Consider the following 24,691-nt stretch of genomic DNA (forward strand, 5'->3'; position numbering starts at 1 on the left):
ATTTCTATTTATTTGAATAATTTATAGTAAAATAAAACAAATAAATAATTTGAAAGGTTAAATATGCTATTAAAAAACAAAAAAAATCAAAATCAAAGTAATTTGATTGTTGATAAAGAAAAATATTTAGGCACAGATATTCATAAAGGATTAAATATTGAAGAAGCTAAATCTCGGCAAGAAATTTTTGGAAAAAATGAGATAGCAGCGCCTAAGAAAATTAACCCATTCATTGCCTATATTTCACAATTTAAAGATATTCTAGTTATTATTTTGCTTTTAGCAGCATTATTATCCTACATATTAGCAATTGTTGATGGAGTGCGGGGAAATTGAAATTGATCTGAAAATAATAATCGCTTATTAATTCAATTTATTGAACCGTCAATAATCTTGCTTGTAGTGCTCACGAATTCTGCAGTTGGTGCTGTCCAGGAAATCAAAAGTGCTCAAGCCATTGATGCTTTGAGAAAATTAAGTCCACTACAAACTAAAGTTATTCGAAATGGTAATTTAATTGTTATTGATGCTATTGATGTAGTAGTTGGCGATATTGTACTTGTTGAATCAGGTGATATTATTCCTGCTGATGGTCAACTTTTAAATAGTTCTAATTTAAGTGTAATTGAAAGTTCTCTTACTGGTGAAAGTGAACCAGCACAAAAAGATCATAGTGCAAAAGTTGATATGTCGCTTTCAATGGCAGACCGTAAATTTATGGTTTATTCATCAACAATTGTTGCAACCGGAACTGCTCATTTTATTGTAACCGAAATTGGTAAGCAAACGGAAATTGGTAGAATCTCAAATTTAGTTAATAATCAAAAAGAAACAATGAGTCCACTTCAAATAAAAATTACTAAGTTAGGAAAAATTTTTGGATATGTTGGATTGGGATTGTTTGCTTTAAGTTTACTAGTTCAAATTATTTTTCAAGCAGCATCAGGAAATTCATTTAATAGCACAATTTTTTGAAGCACATCTATCGTTAATGCCATATCGCTAGCGGTTGCTGCAATTCCGGAAGGACTAATTGCTTTCTCATCAATTATTTTAGCAATCGGTGTTCAAAGAATGGCCAAGAAAAAAGCAATCGTAAAAGATTTACTGGCAGTGGAATCACTAGGAAGTTGTGCAATTATTTGTTCTGATAAAACTGGTACATTAACTCAAAATAAAATGTCAATTATTGATTACTATGATGGCAAAAATATTAATTCTGAAAATAAACTAGATAATCAAATTATTAAAAAAATTATTGAATATGGATCACTTTGCTCTGAAGCAAATCTGATTGTTGAAAATAATGAACATAAAATAGCTGGCGATCCTACTGAAATTTCCTTCCTTTATGAACTTGAAAATCAAAATGAAAATAAATATAAATCAGAATTATCACAAAAATATCCACGGTTATTTGTTATTCCATTTGATTCTGATCGTAAATTAATGACAACCATTAATAAAATCGATAATCAAAATGTTGTTATAACTAAAGGTGCGCCCGACATTCTTCTTGCTCAGTGTTCAAATTTAAGTAAAAAAGAGTATGAACAAGCTATTCATGTAAATAACTTATGGTCATCAAAAGCTTATCGAGTTTTAGCAATTGCTTCAAAAGTTATTGATGATAAATCACTTTCTGAGATTAAAGACCAGGATAATCAAAACAATCTTGAATCTAATCTTTCATTCATCGGCTTAGTTGCCATGATTGATCCCCCAAGAGAATCGGCAAAAATGTCAATTCAAGAATGTGTTGCAGCCGGAATTAAACCAATCATGATTACTGGCGACAGTATTAATACTGCTATGGCAATTGCTACTGAACTTGGTATTTACTCAAAGGATCGAGATCTTGCAATTTCTGGTTCTGATCTGGATAAAATTTCAGATGAAGATTTAACGGCAAATATCGAAAAATATTCTGTTTATGCGCGAGTAAAACCTGAAGATAAACTAAGAATAGTTAGCGCCTGACAAAAACGTGATCAAGTTGTTGCCATGACTGGAGATGGTGTAAATGATGCTCCAGCTTTAAAAGCCGCTGATATTGGATGCGCTATGGGAATAACCGGAACTGAAGCTTCAAAACAAGCCGCTAATATGATTTTAGCTGATGATAATTTCTCAACAATTGTTCATGCAGTTGATAACGGGCGAACAATTTATCAAAAAATAAAAAATGTTATCCAAAATCTACTAATTACATCAGTTGCTGAAATTATTCTAGTCTTCTTCGGTTTATTAATTTTTAAAGCAGTTTTTTCAACTCAAGAATGAAAAGCCGCACTAGGAGATCAAGAATTATATATTCTTTCTGCTACACAATTATTATGAATTAATTTATTCACTCACGGAATTCCGGCAATTGCCCTTGGATTACAAGATTCAAAAGAAAATTATATGAATCGCCGCCCAATTTCTAAATATGAATCCATTTTTGCTAAGGGAATGGGCATCAATACTTTATGACAAGGTATATTAATTGGAATACTATCTTTAGTTGCTTATTATTTAGGCGCACTATATGCCCTAAAAAACAATAATGGGCAAAATATTCTACAAGCTGGTTCAACTTTAGCTTTCTTAGTTTTAGGAATTACTGCTGCATTTAATTCAGTAAATTTAATGTCAAAAAAACCACTTATGCTCCTAAATCCACTATTTTTCTGAAAAGTTTATTTATCAGTTATTTTCTCAATCTCATTTTTATTACTTGTTGCTTTTGTCCCTAAAATTGCTTTAGTATTTAATGGTTATGAAAAATTTGCATCTGAACCTACATTAATTGCCTATGGATTAGGATTGCCATTAATTATTATTCCAATCTATACAATTAAGAAATTAATTTTATACAAAAAACAAATTAGTGAAGCTAACCATAAAATTACTCATTTTGAATTAATTCTTAGACCAAAGCAAAGTAAATTAAATCGCAAATAATTGTTTTAATATTCTAAAAAGCAGTAGCTCAAAGTTCACTGCTTTTTTTATATCTTAGCTTATAATAACAAAATTAATTGTGATAATAATTTATGAAGAAATTATTTCATAATTGCTTATCATTTTTTATGATGATATTGGGTTTTCACAGTTAAAAATGGCTCTTATTTTTCATAAGAAAATGTCATAATTTTTATTCAATAATTATTTTTTTATTATAAAAATATTAATATTTCATAATGCTATAATTAAGGTTATAAAAATAAAAAAAGGGGATACAATGAAAAATTTATTAAAAGAATATATTAAAAAAAATAATGAAATTACTGTCTTTGATTTTAATAATGATCAAAAGCAAATGTGCATTGAAATTTTAAAGAATGTAAAAAACGAAAAAGAGCTGCAAAATGTTTTTCAGTTTTTAGTGCAAAGAGTTAAAACTGGATTCAAATTTGACATTGCACCAACTACTGATTCAAAATCTGTAGTAGTTTTAGAATATGATAAAGAAAAATCATTTTCAAATGTACTTAAGACATCTGAAAATGAAAATACATTAATTATTGGTGAAAACTATGACGCACTAAAAAATTTACTAGTTTTAGAGAGAGAGCAGGGCTTGAGTATAATTATGATGTAATTTATATTGATCCCCCATATAATACCGAATCAGCAAAATCTGATGGCAATACTGTGGCTGATGATAAAGAAGAAATCGCGGCTTCAAAATTTGTTTACCGTGATAAATTTAGTCGCAATGGCTGACTTAACATGATGAATGAAAGATTAATAATGGCAAGAAAGCTCCTAAAGGAAGACGGAGTAATTTTTGTTTCAATTGATGACAGCGAACAGGCATATTTAAAGGTATTAATGGATGAAATTTTTGGCGAAGAGAATTTTGTGACAAATTTTTTATGACAAACCAATTCATCAAGTATGAAATCCACTAATTTTGTTAAAAGTAATTTTGAATACATTCTTTGTTATGTAAAAAATATTTTTAAAACAAAAGGTTTTAGCAAGCAAAATACAACAACAATGGAATTTAATAATATAGACAGCGATCCGAAAGACAATTGATTTAGTAGTAATGCCACATATAAATTTAATGAAAACAATCCAAAAACATTTTCAATTAAATTACCTAATGGAAATAATATAGTAAGAACATGACGTTTTACAAAAGATGAATATCTAAGTAAGAAAATCCCTTTATATTTCAATGGAGACAATGTACCTAGAATTAAAATTTATGAAAGTGAGTGAATTACAAAAAAACCATACACCAATTTGCTTATGAATTTTAATCTTCAAAATAAGTGGATAACAGACGAATATAAAGAAAATATGTTGAATGACATTGCAATTATAGATTCTTTTTCAATAGCTAAAAATAAATTGAATTCGATAATGCCAGATAATGAGTTTTCAACTCCTAAGCCAGAATCGTTAATTAAATACTTAATAAATCTTCATACTAATAAAAATGCTCGGGTTCTCGATTTTTTTGCCGGATCTGGAACAACAGGACATGCTGTTTTAGAACTTAACCGTGAAGATGGCGGGAATAGAAGCTATACTTTAGTTACTAACAATGAAAATAATATTGCTAAAAAAGTTACTTATGAAAGATTATATCGTATTAATAATGGAATTGGAAGTGAAGGCGAATCATTTCCATGAGCTGAAAAAAATGAACCTTATAACAGTTCATTAAACGTCTTTAATCTAGTTAAATTCAACACCGCTATCGACAATACTGAAGATACTAACAAAAAGATTAAATTGAAATTCTTAGAATCGGCGTCGTATTTCGGAATTAAAAAAAATGACATCTCTGAAAAAGATTTATTAACTGATTTATTGTCATTAGAACCTTTAGAGGAAAATAATAATGCAACTAACTAGTGTACAATTAAGAGCAGTTGAAGAATTGATTAATAATTTTAGTGAAAGTTATAACTTTAGCGAGTGTGGCAAAGATAAAAATACAATCGAATTTAAAGCCCCAACTGGATCTGGCAAAACATTTATGCTTGCTAATTTTATTGATAGAGCAATTACTTTTAATCGCGAATTTAATAGTAATCAAAAAATTATTTTTGTCATTGCAACACTTTCATCTGCTGATTTGCCAAAGCAAATGGAAACTAATTTAAGAGACTATGCAATTTATTTAAATAATCGTGATGTAAATATTCAGCGTTATGAATCGCCATCAATTAGTGATAAGAATCTGAAGGATCGAGAATTTAAATTTCTAGCCGAAAATGAAAAAGTAATTATTTTTGGTTCATCTTCATTCGGTAAAAATCGCATTTTTACTGAATACGGAATTCTTGATGCTTTTCTTGACCAAATTAAAAATGAAGATTATAAATTAGTTTATATTCGTGATGAAGCCCACTATGGTGGTGATGGTAAAAAGACATCGAAAGAATACGAAACTAGGTTTGAATCGAAAATTCAAAACGCCGCTAATTTTATTCTAAAAATGACAGCAACCCCAAAGGGCGCTAATAAACAGGTGATTATCACCGAAAAGCAATTAGAAGAAGATAATATTCAACTTCTAAAGCGTAATCAAAAATATAATTTTGGAATTGACAATCTTGAAGAAGATGAAATTAGCAATATTCATATGCTAAATCAAGCTTGTCAACAATTCAAGGTTTTAAAAAATGAATATTATAATGACCGTGAAAAAGAACCGGGATTATTTAATATTAATCCAGCGATGTTAATTCAAGTTTCTGATAAACGAAAAGAGAAAGAGTCGGAATTTGAAAAAAATATTCAAGAGATAATTGAATGTTTAAATGTCAATAATCTTACCTATGCAAAGTATTTTAGTAGTGATAAAATTGACTCAGATCAAAGGAATATTAAGAGTCTAAAAGATATTTCAAAAGATAGTTCTGATATTGATGTCATTATCTTCAAAGTTGGACCTGCAACTGGATGAAATATTCCCCGAGCTTGTATGCTTGTGCAACTAAGAAATGTGTCTTCTGATACTCTAAATGTTCAAACAATTGGGCGAATCAAAAGAAATCCTAAACCAGGATATCCATTTGAACCATCAAGTGTTGCAAATGATTATTATGTTTATTCTAATAATTCATCTTATAAGCGTGAGGTGGCAAATTTTAGATTAAGACCAGAATTTGAAAAAATTAATTTTGCTACTGGAAATATTAATAAAGAGCTATTATCGGAAGCGGTTAATAATAAAAAATACCATGATGATGTTTTAGCGATATTTTCACAAGAACAAATTATTAAATTTGGCAAAGATTATCTAAACCATTTTAAAAAGTATGGTTATTTAATAGGCAAAGAAGTGGAAATTGCCGATGGTGGTAGTAATGTTAAAAAGAGTTTAATTGAACAAAAAATTTTTAATTCAATTCAATTAGAAAAATTTGTTCTTGATTTTAAAGTAGCTAATAAAAATTTATTTAAAAGCACAATTATTAATAGCATTAATAGCTGATTTTATAGCATCATCGCCAATAACAACAACAATAAAATTTCACTTTATCTATTCTGATATATTGTTGCTAAACATTATTTAAATGCCATTCGCAAATGTTATAAAGATGCCATTCAACGTTTATCACTTTCCGATAATATTAAAGAATATATTATTAGATTCTCTAAAACCTTACCCATTAATCATTATGTGTATATTGGGAAAAATAATTTAAAGGAAATTGAGACATTAAAATTAAAATATGGCTATTTAAATACCATTAAAAAAGAAGAAAATAAACATTATTTTGATAGTAACCCTGAGTTAAATTTTGTTTCTAATGTTCTTAAATATTTAAATCAAAATCATGAATATGAGCATCTTAAAATATGGTCAAAAAACCCCGTAATTAATGGGATGAGTTTTGAATATTACACCGAAGAGAACGATATTAAAAATTCATATCCTGATTTTATCTTTATATACAAAGGACATCAAATTCTAGTAGAAATTAAAAGTTTCGAAAATGACTATGATCCACAAAAATCGACGAAATTAATTGAGGCCTACGAAAAATATATCGAAGATCATATTTCATCAAATTTCGACCATAGTCTTTCATTGATTTTAGCTTATGTTAGTGGTAAAGAATCGGAATATATGTTGTTTAGAGGTTCAAGTACAATTAAAAACGTTAAAGAACTATGTCAATCAGAAAATAATATTGCATCACATAAACTTGAAAATATTTTTGAAAAAATTAATGAGTATATTGACTCAACAAAATAATTTTAAAAATTATATCTATAGCTTTAATTCTAATTTAGGTCAAATAATTTAAAAATTCACCCCACGTTGTGTGGGGTTTTATAATCTGGTTTTTTATTCGTTATAAATTATAAAATTTTATTTATTTGCTAATTTCACTATATATTATTTTGAAATTTAAGTTGTTGTATTTTATAAGATCGATATTTTCTTGCCGTAAATTGGCAGATAAATATTTTTATTTTTTATTTTCTAATGATTATCTTTTAATTGGCATTAATTGTTGACGGTTATGCTTTTCTAGAAAATTTTCTTACTTTCATATCTAACTTACATATTAGTGAGATTGTACTTTTTCATAGCAATATTTGTTATCGATAATAACCTGAATTAAAGCAATTTCAAACTCATTTTTTGTAATTAGTTTGCAGTATTTTAGTTTCATCAAATGAAAATTGTTTTAACATAAAAACACCCCTTATTATGGAGTGTTTAACTTCGGGCAATTTTTTTAATTTGTGATTTCGGTAATACCGAACTTTTTAAAAACAAAGGCTCACACTTTACAATTCTATTTGCTATTCTTAATATATTATTGCTAACAGTAACATATTTAAAATTTATTAAATTTATTGTCCCATCATCATTTAAATTTGCTTCAATGAAGCGATATTCATTCATTCCTGAGCATAACAAAGTATCTATTAATATTTTATTAATTTCCTTAGGATTTATTTTAATAGATTTTAAACATTTTGATATTTGAGTTTTATAATCTAACAATGTTATTATTGCGTCAAATTTTTCTGACTTTAAACTATTTATTAAATATAGTTTCATTATATTTTCCTTATTTTCTTTTAATTATCTTCTAAGAATTAGTTAAAAAATTAAATAATATTTGTTTATAAACTTTAAACCATCTAAAATTAAATCATGAGCAGTTTTTATATCTGTTATAACTTGTGTATCAACCGAATTTTCTGATCAATGAGAAAATGCATGTCTTGTTTCATTGTATCTATTATACAACTCATTTAGATATTCTCTTTGGTTTGAAGTTAAACTTTTTTATTTTTATTATATTCAAAAGCAGTTTGATAGATTTATAAATATAAAAATATTTGTCAATCTATAATAAATAAAATTGTTAGCTATTCAATTCATTAAATTTTTTGATTTTTATGCCGACCTGATTTACCTGCTTTAGGTTTTATTAGAGTTATATAAAATGTATTTTTTTCAGTGACTTTCTTTATCTAAACTGCATATTAGTGAGATTGTACTTCCATTTTTCATAGTAGTATTTGTTATCGATAATTGAACTGAATTAAAGTAATTTCTAGTCCAATTTTTGCAATTGGTTTGCAGTATTTTAGTTTTTATTAAATGAAAATTGTTCAATACAAAAACACTCCATATTTAGGAGTGTCTAAATTATGTAGATTTATTTGAGTAGAAATTTAATTCATTTATTTAGTTGTTATTTGTTTTAAGTTGTTAATGCGATTAATATTTACTGAAGTTACCGATATTCAGAATATAGAAGTCACGTAGTAAAATGTTCCACAAAATAGTATTAGGTGATGATCAATAAAAAAGTTTATTAAATATGGATTATTCCTCATTTTTGCATTCTCGTCAACCACTGCATTAGTAGTTTCTGAGTAGTTAAATGATGTTACCCCCATAAATGCGAAAAAATAGAACCAAGTAAAAGGTAATATTCCGCAAATCATGATAATTAGTGTAATTACATTTGCAACTTTTGAATTTTTTAATTTCTCAATTTTTCTAAGCAGTAAAAACAGTCCGACACTTATAAGAATTGCTGAAATTGAAGGAACCACTAAAACATAAAGTACATAATGAGATCTTTTTTCATCAGTTAATCTCGATAGGAAATCGTAAACTATACTTTTAATTAGAAATATTGAAATCAAAGTAAACAGCATTATACCAATGGTAATAAGTACTGCTGAAATGATACTATCTTTTTTGCTATTTTTTGTCATAAATTTTTTCCTTTCAGTGGCTTTGGTTAAATTTTGCCAAGTTATCAATAAAATATAATTTTTTCCCTTGCATATTTTTAAAATTAATCACCACATAGTAAGTATTATCATTAATTATAGTTCATATACAAATATCGATATTAGACATTAGCTTAAAATCTAGCTTTTTTGTAAAAAAATGCTCTTAATTTACAAAAAAATGGTTATTTTTGATAAAAATTTACTTTTTAATATTTCCATTAAATAAATTTGAGTATATTTAAAAATTTCTACTTATATGTTTATTAAATTTCTTAGTTGTTTTAATATTTAAAATTTATTAAAATTACTAAAGAATTAGAATTATTAACAATAAATTGGCTAAATAGTAATTTTGTTTTTCAATTTTTTAATAAAATCTTGAGTATTATTATTAAATAAAAATATAACCATTAAAGCCAACAGAACTGTAGCGAAAATGATGAATATTAGCAAAACATTTTTTTTTCATTAATTCTTATCTATCAGTTTTTTAAATAAATTATGTTTGAGTTTACTATAGATTTTTAAATTTATTGTCGCATATGATTAATAATTTTAATTATTGGCTATAAAAAAATAGATATTTAGCATTATTTTAAAATTTGCAGTTTTCAAGAATTTATATGTTTATATTATCAAACTTAATAATATATTAATTTACTTACAATAGATTGACAATTTTTTTGTTCAATGAGAAATACTTATTATTTGAATTTATAATCTATATTTTTTATAATTATTCCCCAATGATACTCACTATTTATTGATTTAAAAAATATTTATTCAAATTTTTATTTTTTTATTTATTATTGTTAAATAAATGCTCTTATTTTATAGTAAACTTTATTATATATTTAATTCAATAATAGCAAAATTTAAATGAAAAAGAGGAAAAAAATGAAAAATAAAAAAAATGACAATGTACTTATTTTTGGAATGGAAAATTCTAAGGAATTAGCAGATGACATTGGCAAGTTTTTAAAACGCGAAATTATTCCAGTACAAAGAACAATTTTTTCAGATGGTGAAAGTCTTTTATATTCAGATACAACTGTAAGAAATAAAACTGTTTTTGTTATATGTAATACTTCAAAGCCTGTAAATGACAATATGATGAATTTATTGATATTTATTGATTCTTTAAAAAGGGCTAGTGCCAAAAGAATTATATGTGTTTTAACTTACTATGGTTATTCACGTCAAGATCGTAAATCATCAGGAAGACAACCAATTACTGCAAAATTGGTTGCTGATCTATTAGAAGTTTCAGGAGTCGATAAATTAATTACTATTGATTTACACAACCCTTCAATTCAAGGTTTCTTTAACATTCCTGTTGATGATTTAAGGGGGAGATTTATTTTTTCAAATGAACTAAGAAAACGAAAAGAAAAATTTGTAATTGTTTCTCCAGATCATGGTGGAGCAGTTAGAGCTCGTCAACTTTCAGAACTTTTAAATAAAGAAGATCAAATTGCCATCATTGACAAGAGAAGAACAGCACCTAATGTATCCGAAATCATGGGGGTTTTAGGTAATGTTCACAATCAAAATGTCATTATATACGATGATATTATTGACACAGGCGGAACAATTTTAAATGCAGCAAAAGTTTTAAAAGAACAAGGTGCTAAAAAAATTGTTATTGCTGCAACACATGGATTATTCTCGCGTGGTTTTGAAATGTTTGAAAATAGTGAAATTATTGACGAAGTAATTATTACAAATTCGATTGCCCATTCTAATCTAAAGCATTTTACTAAACTACGTGAACTTTCAATGGCAGAATTTCTAGGAAAGGTTATTGAGGCTAATATACAAAATACATCAATAACCGAAATATACGATGCTTACAGCAGTCAAGACTCATAGTCTTTTTAAAAGCTATTTAAAGTCCGGTAATGATAAAACATTCTCACAATTACATCAATACTACGAGTTAATTGAAGAAGAAAATAAAAATTATAATTTAACTGGCTTTTATGATGAGAAACTAATACAAGAGGGTATTGTTGAATCAATACTGATTTTCGATAAAATTAACAGCGAAATATTTGCCTTTGAAAATAAAGCAGTTCTAGATATTGGTTCGGGTGCCGGATTTCCAATCATTCCTTATTTTATCTATAACCCGCAATTTGAACTAACAATTTTTGAACCTCAACAAAAACGAGTAAATTTTCTAAATTTAGTTATTAAAAAATTAAATTTAAAAAATATTAAAGTTGAAAACATTCGAGCTGAAAATTCACTTGCGAATGAGAAATTTGATTTCATTAGCGCAAGGGCTGTTAGCGAATTAAAAAATTTAGTTGAAATTTCTCATCATCTTGGAAAACTTAATTCAACTTTTTGTTTTCTAAAATCAAAAAATTATTTAGCAGAAATTAATAATGCTAAATGAATCACTAGTAAACTAAACATAAATTTTCAAATTTTAAAACTCAATAAATTTTTTGAAATTGATAATGTTTTAGTATACTATAAAAAAGTCAATAAAACCCCGCAGGATATACCAAGAAACTGATCTCAAATTATTAAAGACAATCTAACTAAAATTCAAAAAAATTAGTTGTTGTCTTTTTATTTACATAAAATTTATAATTTAATGTTGTTTTTTTATGTAAAAAAATCATTCAAAAGCAAAAAAAGCCAATTTATTTAGCAAAAGTATATAATTCTTATTATTTTTATTTAACTAGAAAGGACCGAAATGCGCAGACTATTTAAGGAAGTGTTCAAATCTCTTTCCAAAAATAAAGTAACATTAATTTGTTTAACAATATTAATATTTTTAACCACATTTTTGTTTACCCTGTTAAATGACGTAAAGACAAGTTACTCATCAACAATTAGATCCTATGATAAAGTATCTAAATTACATGATTTAATAACCGATTTAGATGTTAACCCATCAGGTATAGCTCCTAAGTCCGGTTTTAATCAAATTGGTTCTGATAATATCACTGAAGTGAAAGAACCAGTTAAATTTGAATCATCACGAAATGGATCAAATTTTTCATACTCAATTAATTTGCCAGAAGCAGATGAAAATTATATTAAACTAAAAAATAAATTTGATGGATGAAATGTAGCGCAAAATGATTACTACATTCGTACCGAAGATTTTATGCGGTTTGTTTATGAAAAAAAATATGGCATTTCAAGTGTTGATTTTGAAATTCTTAAAGAAAATCCAAACGCTGCTGATATAAGAAATTTTACTTTTCAGGGCACTAGCCGCTTTTTTAATTTGTATAGAAAAGTTGGCAATAAATTTGAAGAAGTAACTGAAGATAAAATAGTTAGCGCAAATGATCAAATTACTTTAGTTAGAGATATATCTTTAGGTCAATTTTTGAATATCGCATATTCTGAAAGGGATAGCCGCGACGTTCCAAAAAATTTTGATTATATTTATTCATCATCACCGCTATTTATTAATACTCAAACTAAGCAAGCATCATTTTCAACCATTGAATATGATAAGTGAAAAGCTGAAGGATCATTAGCTACCATTGCCGGTGAAGATGTTTTACTATTAATGGGATTTGAAAAAAATAATGGCAGATATATTTTTAATAAAGACAAACAATCAACCTCAGATCTAAAACTTGAGGCAAACTTTAAAACTGAAAATAAAAAAATTGATCCCAATGATAAAATTCAAAAAACCTTTACCTTAAATAATTATTTGAAAACTCATAAAATTGCTTCAAAATCATTTAAAACAGTTGAACTTGCTGCTAATAAAACTTATAAAATTCCTAATGATTGAGTTAGAAAGAGTGAAATTAATACTTTCTATAATTGATTCCGTTATACACTAAACTGAGATGAAATAGAAGATGAAAATAATTCGAATTGAAAAGGTTCATATTTAAAATTTATTTCTACTTTAAAACAAAATGATCTTAAAAAATATCGTGATATTGGTTATTTCTCTTATTGAAATAAAACAATTGAGACAAAATATCAAATTGGTAATCAAAGTCCAAAAACTATTGTCCAAACTATTCCAATTGAATATGAAGATTTAACTCAACCATTTGTCTATGCCTGAACCGGTGGATCATTTAATAAATTTATACCGGATAAAAAAGCTAATACTAATAGCACTGTTTATTCAAATATAAAACAAATTGAATTTCAAAAGTTTGGCTCAGACCAAGATATTAGTAATGAAGAGTTTAATAGTATTATCAACAGTGAAAAACTAAAAGATCAACAAGAATTTGTTCGTGATAGTGCTACTAATTTTGCAAAAACATCAATTATTAATGATATTAGAAAAAAAGTTGGTCCTGAAAACATTGGAATTAGACAAAGTTTAACAGTTGAAAGCGTCGAAGATAGAACTACAAGAAAAAATGTTTTTCACTTTGTTAATACCGGTGACAAAGATAACAAGATTTTGGGAATAAAACAAAATGTTGGAAAACTATACGATGAAACTTTAAATCCTTCATTGCTAAGTAAATCAATTGAAACTAAGAATATTGAAAGTTTTATTCTAAAACCCGACCCAAATAGTAAAGTAATTCAAAAAATTCCATCAGTGTATACATTGCTAATTATTGATTCAATTTTTAAAGCTTTTACTCCTGATAGTCGATATTTCAATGCTGATATTCGTTTTGTTGATTATTACGACTATTTACCTAATACTAAAATTCCATATTTGATTAATGGAAAAATATTGCTACTAACCACTGAAGCTGATGAGCCTAAAAACCCAAATGGTGCTTCAATTGTTGGGGCAATTGCTATGCCAAAACAAGGACAATTCATTTTACTTCAAAAATCTGAAATTCCAAATTTTAATAATAATAAAGTTTGAAATAAAGTTATAGTTGGTAAAGAATCATTTACTTTGCAAGAATTATATGATTATCTTGTAAAACAAAAATATACCATCCGTGGAGAAATTGGTAAAAATGGTTGAGCTAAAATTGACCCATTTTTCAAAAACTCTATCAGCCTACCAATTGTTTTTGGGTCAATTTCAAATGACTTAACACAAGAAATTGTGCAAAAGAAAACTATAAATGGGCTAATTGAAAAAATTAAAAGTATTATCCTAAAATCAGATTTTGGTAAGGTTTTTGCTAAAGATGATGCTAACCGGATTTTAAATGCTTTAACCCAAAGTGTACAAGTTAATGGTTTCCACAATTTACTAGCAGCTGCTAAAACTAATCAATTTATTTTAGAAAAAGTTGTTTTTGATACGATTAAATATATTATTAAACCAGCTAATGGTCAAAATTTTGATTATGCTAATACTAATGCAAATATTTTTATTAAGAATTTCTTAAATAGCATAATTGATTATCTAAAAAATCAATACCAATCATCTGCTTTGAGTAAAGAAAAACGTGATGAATACTTAATCGAACAAATTAAAAAAATTGGTCGTCTTTCGGGTATTGGTAATATTTATGTTATTCCACAATTAAAGATAAGATTAACTGATTTATTTGATTATATAAAAGATAAAGATTTAGTATTTGATGCTTTTAAAGATGTTATTAACTCAATTGACTTTATTAAATTTTCAGCTATTATTCAAGATTGATATGATAAGCATCCATATGCTCCATTTACTACAATTGATAAAACATATTGAACTCTGTCAAATCATAGAGCAACACTGAGCTTTATTCAATCAATTGATGAGTATCAATTAAAAATTGGGCTAGGTAAGATTATTGATAGTATTGATTTTAAAGGATTTTTAGATCCTGAATCATCTCGTAGTATTTATCAAAAATGATTACAAGCCAATGCTGCGGCTAATGTTAATATCAGCGAAGAAGACAAACAAAATATTAGTAGTATTTTCAAAAAAATTAGTGCTGATAAAAGTAGCTCATATAACAATATTAATGAAGGATTAAAAGAATTAATTAGTAATATAAGTTTTAGTAAATTTTCTGATTCTCTTTCAAAATTAATTAAAACTCAAAAATCAACTATTACAGCTAATAATCGAATCTACAAAGATTACCGAACTGAAATTTTATCTCAAGCTGATTATCTAGCATCATTCCTTTCATCGCTAAGTTCTGCTGGAAATGATGTTTCACACGGTAAAATTAATCAAATTCAACAAGCAATAATTAAGATCCTAAATCTTTCATCAAAAACCAAAAAAATTAGTCAAATTATTGATATTGTAATTCCTGATAGCGACCCTGATAAAATTTCAGTTTTTGACTTATTGAACATTCAAAAATTTACTTTTCCTGAAGCCAACACAAACAATATTTCAAATAACGCTTCTGAAGTTGATCCTTACGAAATTTCATTTGTTGATAGAATCATTTCAAAAACAAAAAATGCAATTAAAAATAAATCATTAATTTCATTAACCAGTGGCGAATACAAATTTATCGTCGATTATGTTTTAGCAAATAATTTTGAGCTAAGAGATCCAAATAAAATTTTAGAAAAATTAGAAGTTTATCGTTCGCTACTAACAAGAATCCACATTAAAAATTACAAATCAAATGGTGTATATAGTTTTTCTAGTGGAGATAAAGATGTTGCTTCATATGGAGATTTGGCATACCGTTCAGCAATATTTAATGATAATCCAGAAGTGAAATCAAAACACCATTCAATTTTAAAATTAGCACACTCAACATTAGAAAATCTATTTGTTTCAAAAATTATTAAAAATGATAACGATATTATTAAAAATGAATTTGTTTTATATAGTTTTTGAATTAAATTAGCTTACTATTTAAATAAACTAGGTGATGTTGAAGAGAATATTGTTATTGATCAAGAAACTAATGAAAGATATATTCAAAAAAGCTTTAAGAAAAAATATTTAACATATGATCAAATTCGTGAAATTTTAATTTCTTTATTTGAAATTTCAAAAGATCCTGAAATTATTAAAGAAATGGCTAATTATGATGCCGTTATTAATCAAATACCTGGATTTGGATTTTTAGGTGGTAGTGATTCATTTTTAAAAATTGCTTACTCAAATGCTCATACCTCTGAAGCTAACCAAAAATTAATTCAATTAATTAATGGTAGCAGTGCATTTAGCAAATTTTTCTCAAAACTACAATCAATAAATATTTCATCTGATACAATTGGTCAAATAAAAAATATTTTATTAGCTAATTCAAATGAACTTTCATATAACTTTGGTTATATCGTTTCTGCTAATCAATTTCCAACTTTCTATTTAGAATCGCTAAAAACATTCTTAGATTCATTTATCAAAACATCTCACACAGGCAAGCTTGCACCATTAATTGATTCTGATTATACTTTTGATATTATATATAAGCAAACTCTTGAAGCATCAAGTCTACCTTCATATTTATCTCTAATAAATGTGCCACGTAATTTATTTAATCCATTTGCTTTCATGAGTTTTCCACAAATTCTTCTATACTATTTCTTTAGTCCTAATCCAAATCAAGGTAATCTAGCCTACATTGTTACCAAAATCTTAAACAATTTACAAAATACTAAAATTGAAGATTTAAGAAATGAAATTTTAGCAATAACAAAAACTTTTGATAGTAATAATTCACTTATTAGATCACAAAGTGATTCATCAATTGCTCTAGATTTTGCACTATTTAACCATATAATTAATTCATTTTTAAAATTAGAAGATGGATCTGATTTGAATATCTTTAATATTAATATCACTAAGATAGCAAATGATGTCTTAGATGAAATTATTGATAGTGTTACCGTTTCAAATTTAATTTCATATTCAGACTCAAGTTCATATTTTGCTAAAGTTAACTATGGTTATTTGAATTCAAATAACAAAGAAGTTTATAGGGGCAAAATTGCTGATGAATATTTAAAAAATCCTTATCTAATGCAATTATTTATTGATGGCTTAGATGAAAGATACAAAATTAGAATTAACACTCAGGAATATTTAATTATTGGTGTTGACGGCACAGCTGATTATTTATATCCTGTTGTTAATGAGGCAAATATTCAAGTTGATACTAATACTCAAGCAATTGTTTATGTTAATGATAAAGGATTTGATAGAATTCGTTCTGCATATCCAACATTCGCGATTAAAACCTATGCTTTAATTAAATCACCAACTGATGCTAAGGGTAGATATCTAGAAAATAAATCACCAACCGAACTTAAAAACAATATTTCAGAAATTATTAATGATGTTGCGCCAGGTTCGCTTAAAAAAGTATTTCTAAGAGATGAGCAAGATAGTATTAATCCTGAAAGATATATTAGAGTTGTCACTGTTCGTTCAATCGTATCATTGATTCAAAATATCACTATTTGATTAGTATTAATCCTAACTGTCTTAGTAGCATTCATTGTCTACTTTATTATTAAAAGATACATTGAAGCTAGAAATAAAGTTGTTGGAATTCTTCGCGCTCAAGGATATAAAACCGGTGAAATTGCTTTATCATTTTCAGTCTTTGGATGGATTCCTGCTGGAGTGGGAGGGTTATTAGGATATATCTTTGGATTTGCCTTTCAAAGGCCAGCAATGAGAATATTATCATCATACTGGACCTTAGAGCAAAACATTATTCCATTTAGTGCTCCGGCATTATTCGGGACAATTTTGGTTCCTTTACTATTTGTCTCAATAATTATCTTTATTATTACATTAATTTCAGTTAATAGAAAAGCCACTGAATTGATGAATGGATTAACAGAAGTTGCTGTTGGTAATGTGGCTAGACGGATCTCATCAATTTTCAAAAAACTGCCAATTAAAATGAGATATATTGCTTCAATGGCATTGAATAATTTTTGAAAAATGTTCTCGCTATTTCTATCATTTTCAACAACGTCATTAATTTCTATGTTCTTCCTATCATCAACAAATGTCTTTAACCGGGCTATTTCTAAAACATATGAAGATCGGCTTTATAAATTTAAATTAGATCTGGAGAGTCCAACAACTGAAGGTGGACCTTATGTAACATATGATAAAAGTGATTTAAATTCACTACTATATATTCCAAATGATTTATCTGGTGGTTCATCAGCAAATGGTAGTCAACTTGATTATAATAACCCTAACTTTTTAAGGCCAGGAGCATCATTTAATACTGATGTGGTTCAAAGGCCTTTCTCACCAACTGTTATTACTAAATCATCACTGGATATTCTATTAGGACTATCAGTTGAATTAAGCCCATGAGATATTACTTATGCTAATATGCCAGAAACTCAACGGGCAAGAGTTTCACAAATTTTCAAACGAATTTCATTTGAAATGCAAAAAACTCAAAACTTAATTGACATTACAAAACTAAAAAGTAATGGCGACTTTACTAACATTTCCCCTAACGTTGAATATGAAAACTTATTCGCAGTTAAAAATATTGATAAGTTTATTGAAGATTTCAAAGCTGGAAAAGCCGAAGATTTATCAAATCGTACTAGCTTCTTCTTCTTAATCGGTGGTGGTGTAAACCCTAGCTCAAATTCAAAAATTACCGAACAATTTAATTACATTGAATGAGACCCTGTTAACCAAATTTATCTAAAACCTAGAAAAGTTGAGACTTCTCGTAATCGTGAAGAATATCGTAATTTCTTAATCAACGCTTATAACAAAGTTAATGGTATTGATTTCTTTGTTTCATTTGGCGGTATTTACTGGAATAATGCTACAAATGAAAAATACACTTATGCTTCAGGGCTAATTAATGCAAAAGAAAGTAAAATCTATGGATATTACAAGGACAGCAAATTTATTGGTCTTAAAAATTCATACGGTGAAAATCTAATTAATAAGTTATATGATTATAATTATGATTTTAATTCATCAGCTGACCAAGATATTCCCGTTATCTTAAATGAAGTAGCTTCAAGAAGACATCGTTTAAGTGTTGGCTCTAAGTTTACTTTTGATTTACTAAATCATGCTGATAGATTCAGCTATAAGGCTTTAAATCAAAAAGCACCTAAAACAAAATATAACTTTAAAGTCATTGGTATTTCTGAAACATACATTAATAGTGAATTTGTTTCAAGAAAAGATATTTTAGATCACATTTTAGGATATGATACTTTAAGCACGAGATTAAAAAATGCAAGAATTGATGAGCTAAATAATGCGATTAAATTAGATCCACAAAATCGTGAAAAATATCAATATGCATTTGATAGAAAATATGATGCCTTTAACGGAATTTTATCAAACGATAATACACCAGTTCAAACTATTGATACACTAACAACTTATTCATCAACAGGTTTTTGAGGAGCAGCAAGTAGTTTTGATATTGCTAACTATAATGACTTCGATATTTGAGAATTATTTAAGAATATTTTTATATCTGATAAATCTAAAAAATATATTTCTGTGTTTGAACACAATGTTGATTCATACAATGAAGCTCATCCTGATGCGAAATTGAATTATTTAGATGTTTTAAAATCAAAATTAGCAATAAATGATGATGATATTCAAAATATTATTAATTCAAAACCTGAAAACGCACTTGATAAATATAAAAACATTGCTAGAGAAACATTACTGAAATTCTATGGAACACAACCTGAATCTATTTATGGTAAAAATGTTATGTATGGCGCTTCATTTGATGTTAATAGTAAAGACATTGAAGTTGGATTTATTTCGGAAATTTCAAAAACAGTTAACACTATTTTGGTAGCTTTAATTATTATTTCTCTAATAATATCAGTTGTTATTCTAATAGCAATTACTAATATTATGATTGCTTCAAATAAAAGAGCAATTGCGATCTTCTCAGTACTTGGTTATACTAATAAAGAAAAAATTCTTCTATTCTTCTCTAATTTCATTCCAAGTATTCTCATGGCATGTCTATTAATGATTCCCGTCACGCTATCAATAATTGGAATATTTAATGCGTTTTTAATGGTTACAAGTCAAATTGTATTACCACTAGTTCTACACATATCAACAATTATTTTAAGTGCAGTTATTTGCTTATCGGTATTCGCTATAACTTCAATTATTACCTGAAAGAGTTTAAATAAAGTTAAGGCTGTTGATGCCTTGAAAGGAAAATAATGGCTAAGGACAAAAAAATCTGAAAATCTAGAAAAAAACATCAAGACAATAATATTTCTGATTTGAATATGGTTAATATCTCACGTCATAAGAAACCATTCGAGATTAAAGATGATGATGTACTAATTAAAGTTTTAGACAATGCAACGTTAAAAAAATATCGTCAGGCGAATAATAAACCACGTAAGAAAGATGCTGATTTTGGTAAAAAAAATAGTGGTAACTATATCGTTGAAATTGAAGATGTTAAAAAAACTTATTTATCTGGAAATGTTGCCACAGATGTTCTGAAAGGGATTACCCTTCAAATAGAAAAAGGGGAAATTGCCATACTTTACGGAAAATCGGGATCAGGAAAATCAACACTGCTGAATATTTTAAGCGCACTTGATCGTCCTACTAGTGGTTCAGTTATTGTTAATAATGTTAATTTACCTTATTTAAGTGACGCTAAACAAACTTTATTTAGAAGAGAGAATATTTCATTTATCTTTCAAAATTACAATTTACTTCAAAATCTAAATAGTTATGATAATGTCGAAACTGGTGCATATTTGCAAAAAGATAAATCAAAACATTTAAATATTAAACAATTATTTAAAGATTTTAATTTAGAAGATTGTATGTATAAATATCCATCACAAATGTCAGGAGGACAACAACAACGAGTTTCAATTCTTAGAGCAATTTCTAAAAACTCAGAAATCATTGTTGCTGATGAACCTACCGGGGCATTAGATGAAAAAACAGGGCTAACAGTGCTAAAAATATTGCAACAAATTAATCGCGATTATGGGACAACGGTTATTATTGTTTCCCATGATCAGGATGTTGCTGAATTAGCTGATAAGGTTATTTATTTGGAACTTGGTCATATCAAGGAAATCAAAAAACAAACTCGAAAATGATTAATCGAACCAATTAAAGTTAACTCTGCAACTTAATAGTTAAAAATAAATGTTGCCTTAATTTGGCGACATTTTAATATATAATAGTAATTATCCATTAAATTTAGGAGGAATAAATGCTCGAAGAAGGTTGAACCAATGCCTTGCTAATATTTGGGTTTTTTGCTTTAGCATATACTTGAACTATTACCATTTTATTGTTTTTGAGAAAATTAAATAAAAATTGGATAATGTCAATGTTTATAACTTATGCTTTTTTAGTAACAGCAGCGATTTTAGGAATTGGCGTAAAAATCAATTTAGGTAGATCTATCGCTGATACATCATTTACAAAATACAAGTTAATGTATGCGTTCTGAATAATTTTTTCAATTCTCGCATTTTCAAATTTTACCGTTTTTACAGTAATTTATGTTTTGAGAAAGAAAAACTTATATCATTTCAGAAGACAATACACAAATATCGAATAAAAAATCGGCCATTGCAAAAGGCTGATTTTTTTTAAGATTAATTATCTTCTGATTGCTCTTCTTCATATGCCATTTCAATAATATTTTTGTGAAAGTAAGGTAGCGAATTAGCTCTTAAATTCCGATACTCTATTCCATATAAATTTTTTAAATACTGATCATATTCATTAATGGTATAAACTTCAATATCATTTATTGTTTCTTTTTGGACATCAAAACTTAAATTAGCTAATCATTTTCGAATTGCTTTTTTTGTAATAGGATTTTCAGTTACAATAAATCCTTCATAATCTTCACTATATAAAATGTTAGCGATATCCTTATAATTGATTGGTTTAAAAAATAATTTTAGAAATTTTGCCATTTTGATTTTGTTGCTAAATTTGGTAATATTGGTTTCGGTCCAACTTGAAAAATAAGCAACACTACTCCTCATTTTAGTGCAATGGCTAATATATTTTTTTATATTTTTAACTTTAGTTGGAATAATTAAATTTATGTTGATAAAAGGTTGTTCTTTGTATAAATCTTGATTATCGTCTACAAATTTATTTTGTGGTGAATAGTATTCGGAGTGCATTGTTGAATCAATTAATCTATGTGGTGCTAATGCCTTAAGTTTTTCATATGATTCAAAGCTCATCATTACATCATGATGATCAGTTTGTCCATTCCAATCCTCATTGCTATATATCGATAATAAACTAAGATTATCCATGCTATATCAAATGGAATTTTCATGACAAAGATGCGCAAACTCTTTTAAAATTCGATTTTTTTCTTGAAATATTTTATTCATAATTATTAATTATAGATTATTAGTTTCATTATTGCAATTACATAATTTTGAAAAATGGTAAAATATTATTTATTAATTGGAAGGAATATTATGTTTAGAAAAAACAAAAAAATTGAAACAACCGAACAAAAGATTAAGAGAAAAAGAATTCTTTGAGGTACTTTTTGAGGTACTGCTCTTTCTGCTATCGTAGCAACAGGAATCGCTGTTCCTTTACTTCAAGCACAAAGATCTTTACCAAAACCTTCGCCAATTCTGCAAGAGGATTCTCAAATTTTGGACATCATTTCACCGGGAAATAAAAATAAAGTTATTAAATGAGGTGATGTTGACAAAATTCATGAAAAACTTAATGCAAGTAAAAATATTTCTGATGGAGTTGAAAGTAATCTAACTAAGTATTTATATGAAAAAGAATATGAAGGATCACTATGATACGAAGCAGTTTATAATGCTGATAAGGCTAAGGCTGATGAAAAAACTTTTGCCTTACCATCAATTGATAAAGTTCGTCAGGAAGAAACTTCAAAGATTAATGATTTAGAAAAAAAATTCCAAGACCAATATGGATTGGAAAAATTATGAAGAGAAAAATTTTTAGAACGTATTGCTAGCAAAGAATATGGTGAATCTAAAACTAAAGAAGCGGCAATTGAGTTTAAAGTTGTTGAGCGACTAAATGAACATGCATTTCGTAGATATAAAACTGAAGTTAATTCAGACTTTTCATACTCGGAATTAAAAACTGGTATTATCGCAAATAAAGATGTTTATTATACATACAACGGAAAAAGAGTTGACATCGCTAAAAAAGGTGAAACTATTAGATTAAGTTTTGCTGTTGAAGATGAAAATTATGTGCTTCCTAAAGAAGGCGATGTTGAAATTAAAACTAATCCTAAGGATGAAATTAAAATCCCAATGTTTGTTACCCGTTCATTTATTAAGGAATTAAAAAATCCAAGTCGTTTTATTGCACCATGAATTCAAAAGAAACAATCAATTATTTCGACACTGAGTTTATCAGCTCATCCAGATTTTAAAGATAGTAAAAATCCATGAACAGTAACTAAAGAAGAAGTAATTAAACTTTTAAAATTTTCAGCCTACCCACAAAAAGGTGATAAAGTTAAATTAGCTTTAGGAATTGATATGTTAGGTGGCTTTGAAGGACTATCAAGTCTACTAAAAAATGAAACTGTATCAGCCGATGATGAATTAAAAGCACAAAATGACAAAAAACTAATTGAATATGTAGCTTCTGATACCAAGATGGCTGATAAATATGGATCAAAAGGATTTGAGGACATTACATCACATCTAAGAGCAGCCGATGCTAAAGATTACATTCCGCTACTATCATTGCTATTAGGCGATGCCGAAGAATCAAAAGGAATATTTAAATTTAAAACTGATAATGATTTATTTAAAAATCTAAAAACTAATTTAGTTAAGGTATTTGGTGATGACAAATTTACTTACCAAGGAGCAGAAAAAACTTTTAAAGAAGTGTTAAATTCACAAATGACAGAAAAAAATAAAAGTGATAATTTTGTTTCAGAATATGCTGCATACAATGACGCCATTGCTAAATTCATTAATGATATGGATGAAAAAGTCTTTGCCAAATCATTTGGTGAAGCATTTAGAAATTCATTTGGTAATACAACAAACAATTACAAGGTTTCAACTATTATAAAAGTTAACAATCAATATGTTTTAGTTGGTGAAACTGGAATTCAAATTCAAAATCTATTTAAATTAGACAAAGAAGAAGTTATTAAGAGGTTAATTAAAAATGATTTAGCAATTAAATCAAAAGCTAAATATTCTAATAGTTTAGTTTCTGAACTATTTAATCTAACAACAATCTTCGATGAAATACTAACAAAAGATTACACAGTTAACGATCTACTAAAACAAGATGAATTTAAAAATTACATTAAAGAACAAGAGTACAAAACTATTGACGATAAAAAGAAAAAATTTACTGACGAAGATATTGAAAAGGCATTAACATATCAAAAATCATTAAACGAAACACTAAAATTTGCGCTGATAACTGACAAGGCTAATAAAATAAAAGAGTATATTACAAAACAAATTAATTCAAATGTATACGCTGATTATAAATTTGATGACAAAACTGGCAAATTTACTCTTGAACCACATAAAAATAAAGATATTCTTGATTATCTTTTCAACACCATTGTTGACTTCATTAAGGATATATAAGAAA

13 protein-coding genes are annotated in these 24,691 nt (G+C 27.0%); 10 read left to right on the forward strand and 3 right to left on the reverse strand.

The window, feature by feature from the left end; all coding sequences use genetic code 4:
* The first annotated feature begins 63 nt into the window (after positions 1 to 63).
* The 4 genes from DA803_RS00110 to DA803_RS05780 all read left to right on the forward strand — a co-directional run bounded on the left by DA803_RS00110 (position 64) and on the right by DA803_RS05780 (position 7,213).
* A complete protein-coding gene (locus tag DA803_RS00110; RefSeq protein WP_114190626.1) occupies positions 64 to 2,946 on the forward strand; it encodes a cation-translocating P-type ATPase in 2,883 nt (960 codons plus the stop codon).
* 280 nt (positions 2,947 to 3,226) lie between these two features.
* On the forward strand, positions 3,227 to 3,586 hold the full coding sequence (locus tag DA803_RS03470; protein ID WP_114190627.1) for a type III restriction endonuclease subunit M: 360 nt from the start codon (positions 3,227 to 3,229) through the stop codon (positions 3,584 to 3,586).
* 53 nt (positions 3,587 to 3,639) lie between these two features.
* The gene (locus DA803_RS00120) at positions 3,640 to 4,857 is read left to right on the forward strand and encodes a site-specific DNA-methyltransferase (protein WP_277869735.1); all 1,218 of its coding nucleotides are present in this window, start codon (positions 3,640 to 3,642) and stop codon (positions 4,855 to 4,857) included.
* Positions 4,844 to 7,213, forward strand: a complete 2,370-nt coding sequence (locus DA803_RS05780; RefSeq protein ID WP_114190628.1) for a DEAD/DEAH box helicase family protein — start codon at positions 4,844 to 4,846, stop codon at positions 7,211 to 7,213. Before DA803_RS00120 ends, DA803_RS05780 begins: the two co-directional genes overlap by 14 nt.
* Positions 7,214 to 7,684: 471 nt before the next feature.
* Here the strand turns inward: DA803_RS05780 and DA803_RS00130 are convergent, their stop codons facing one another.
* Positions 7,685 to 8,032: a type II toxin-antitoxin system RnlB family antitoxin gene (locus DA803_RS00130; RefSeq protein ID WP_114190629.1), complete on the reverse strand. Its 348-nt coding sequence runs from the start codon at positions 8,030 to 8,032 to the stop codon at positions 7,685 to 7,687.
* Positions 8,033 to 8,664: 632 nt separating this feature from the next.
* A complete protein-coding gene (locus tag DA803_RS00135; protein WP_114190630.1) occupies positions 8,665 to 9,207 on the reverse strand; it encodes a hypothetical protein in 543 nt (180 codons plus the stop codon).
* 918 nt (positions 9,208 to 10,125) lie between these two features.
* Here DA803_RS00135 and DA803_RS00140 point away from each other — a divergent pair.
* From DA803_RS00140 to DA803_RS05790, 5 genes are all read left to right on the forward strand, one after another.
* Complete coding sequence (locus tag DA803_RS00140) at positions 10,126 to 11,100, forward strand: ribose-phosphate pyrophosphokinase (protein ID WP_114190631.1); 975 nt, start codon at positions 10,126 to 10,128, stop codon at positions 11,098 to 11,100.
* A complete protein-coding gene (gene rsmG / locus DA803_RS00145; protein ID WP_114190632.1) occupies positions 11,075 to 11,800 on the forward strand; it encodes a 16S rRNA (guanine(527)-N(7))-methyltransferase RsmG in 726 nt (241 codons plus the stop codon). Before DA803_RS00140 ends, rsmG begins: the two co-directional genes overlap by 26 nt.
* A gap of 141 nt (positions 11,801 to 11,941) precedes the next feature.
* Entirely contained in the window at positions 11,942 to 20,275 is an 8,334-nt protein-coding gene (locus tag DA803_RS05785) for an FtsX-like permease family protein (protein ID WP_114190633.1), read from the forward strand.
* Positions 20,275 to 21,219, forward strand: a complete 945-nt coding sequence (locus DA803_RS00155) for an ABC transporter ATP-binding protein (protein ID WP_114190634.1) — start codon at positions 20,275 to 20,277, stop codon at positions 21,217 to 21,219. Before DA803_RS05785 ends, DA803_RS00155 begins: the two co-directional genes overlap by 1 nt.
* Positions 21,220 to 21,299: 80 nt before the next feature.
* Entirely contained in the window at positions 21,300 to 21,653 is a 354-nt protein-coding gene (locus DA803_RS05790; RefSeq protein ID WP_114190635.1) for a hypothetical protein, read from the forward strand.
* A 37-nt stretch (positions 21,654 to 21,690) separates the two neighbouring features.
* Here DA803_RS05790 and DA803_RS05795 read toward each other — a convergent pair whose 3' ends face one another.
* On the reverse strand, positions 21,691 to 22,452 hold the full coding sequence (locus DA803_RS05795) for a LicD family protein (RefSeq protein WP_114190636.1): 762 nt from the start codon (positions 22,450 to 22,452) through the stop codon (positions 21,691 to 21,693).
* A 90-nt stretch (positions 22,453 to 22,542) separates the two neighbouring features.
* Here DA803_RS05795 and DA803_RS05800 point away from each other — a divergent pair, with 90 nt between their 5' ends.
* The gene (locus DA803_RS05800) at positions 22,543 to 24,687 is read left to right on the forward strand and encodes a HinT-interacting membrane complex protein P80 (RefSeq protein ID WP_114190637.1); all 2,145 of its coding nucleotides are present in this window, start codon (positions 22,543 to 22,545) and stop codon (positions 24,685 to 24,687) included.
* Positions 24,688 to 24,691: the final 4 nt, after the last annotated feature.

This window comes from [Mycoplasma] phocae (assembly GCF_003332325.1).
GTDB classification, from domain to species: Bacteria; Bacillota_I; Bacilli_A; order Mycoplasmatales; family Metamycoplasmataceae; genus Metamycoplasma; species Metamycoplasma phocae.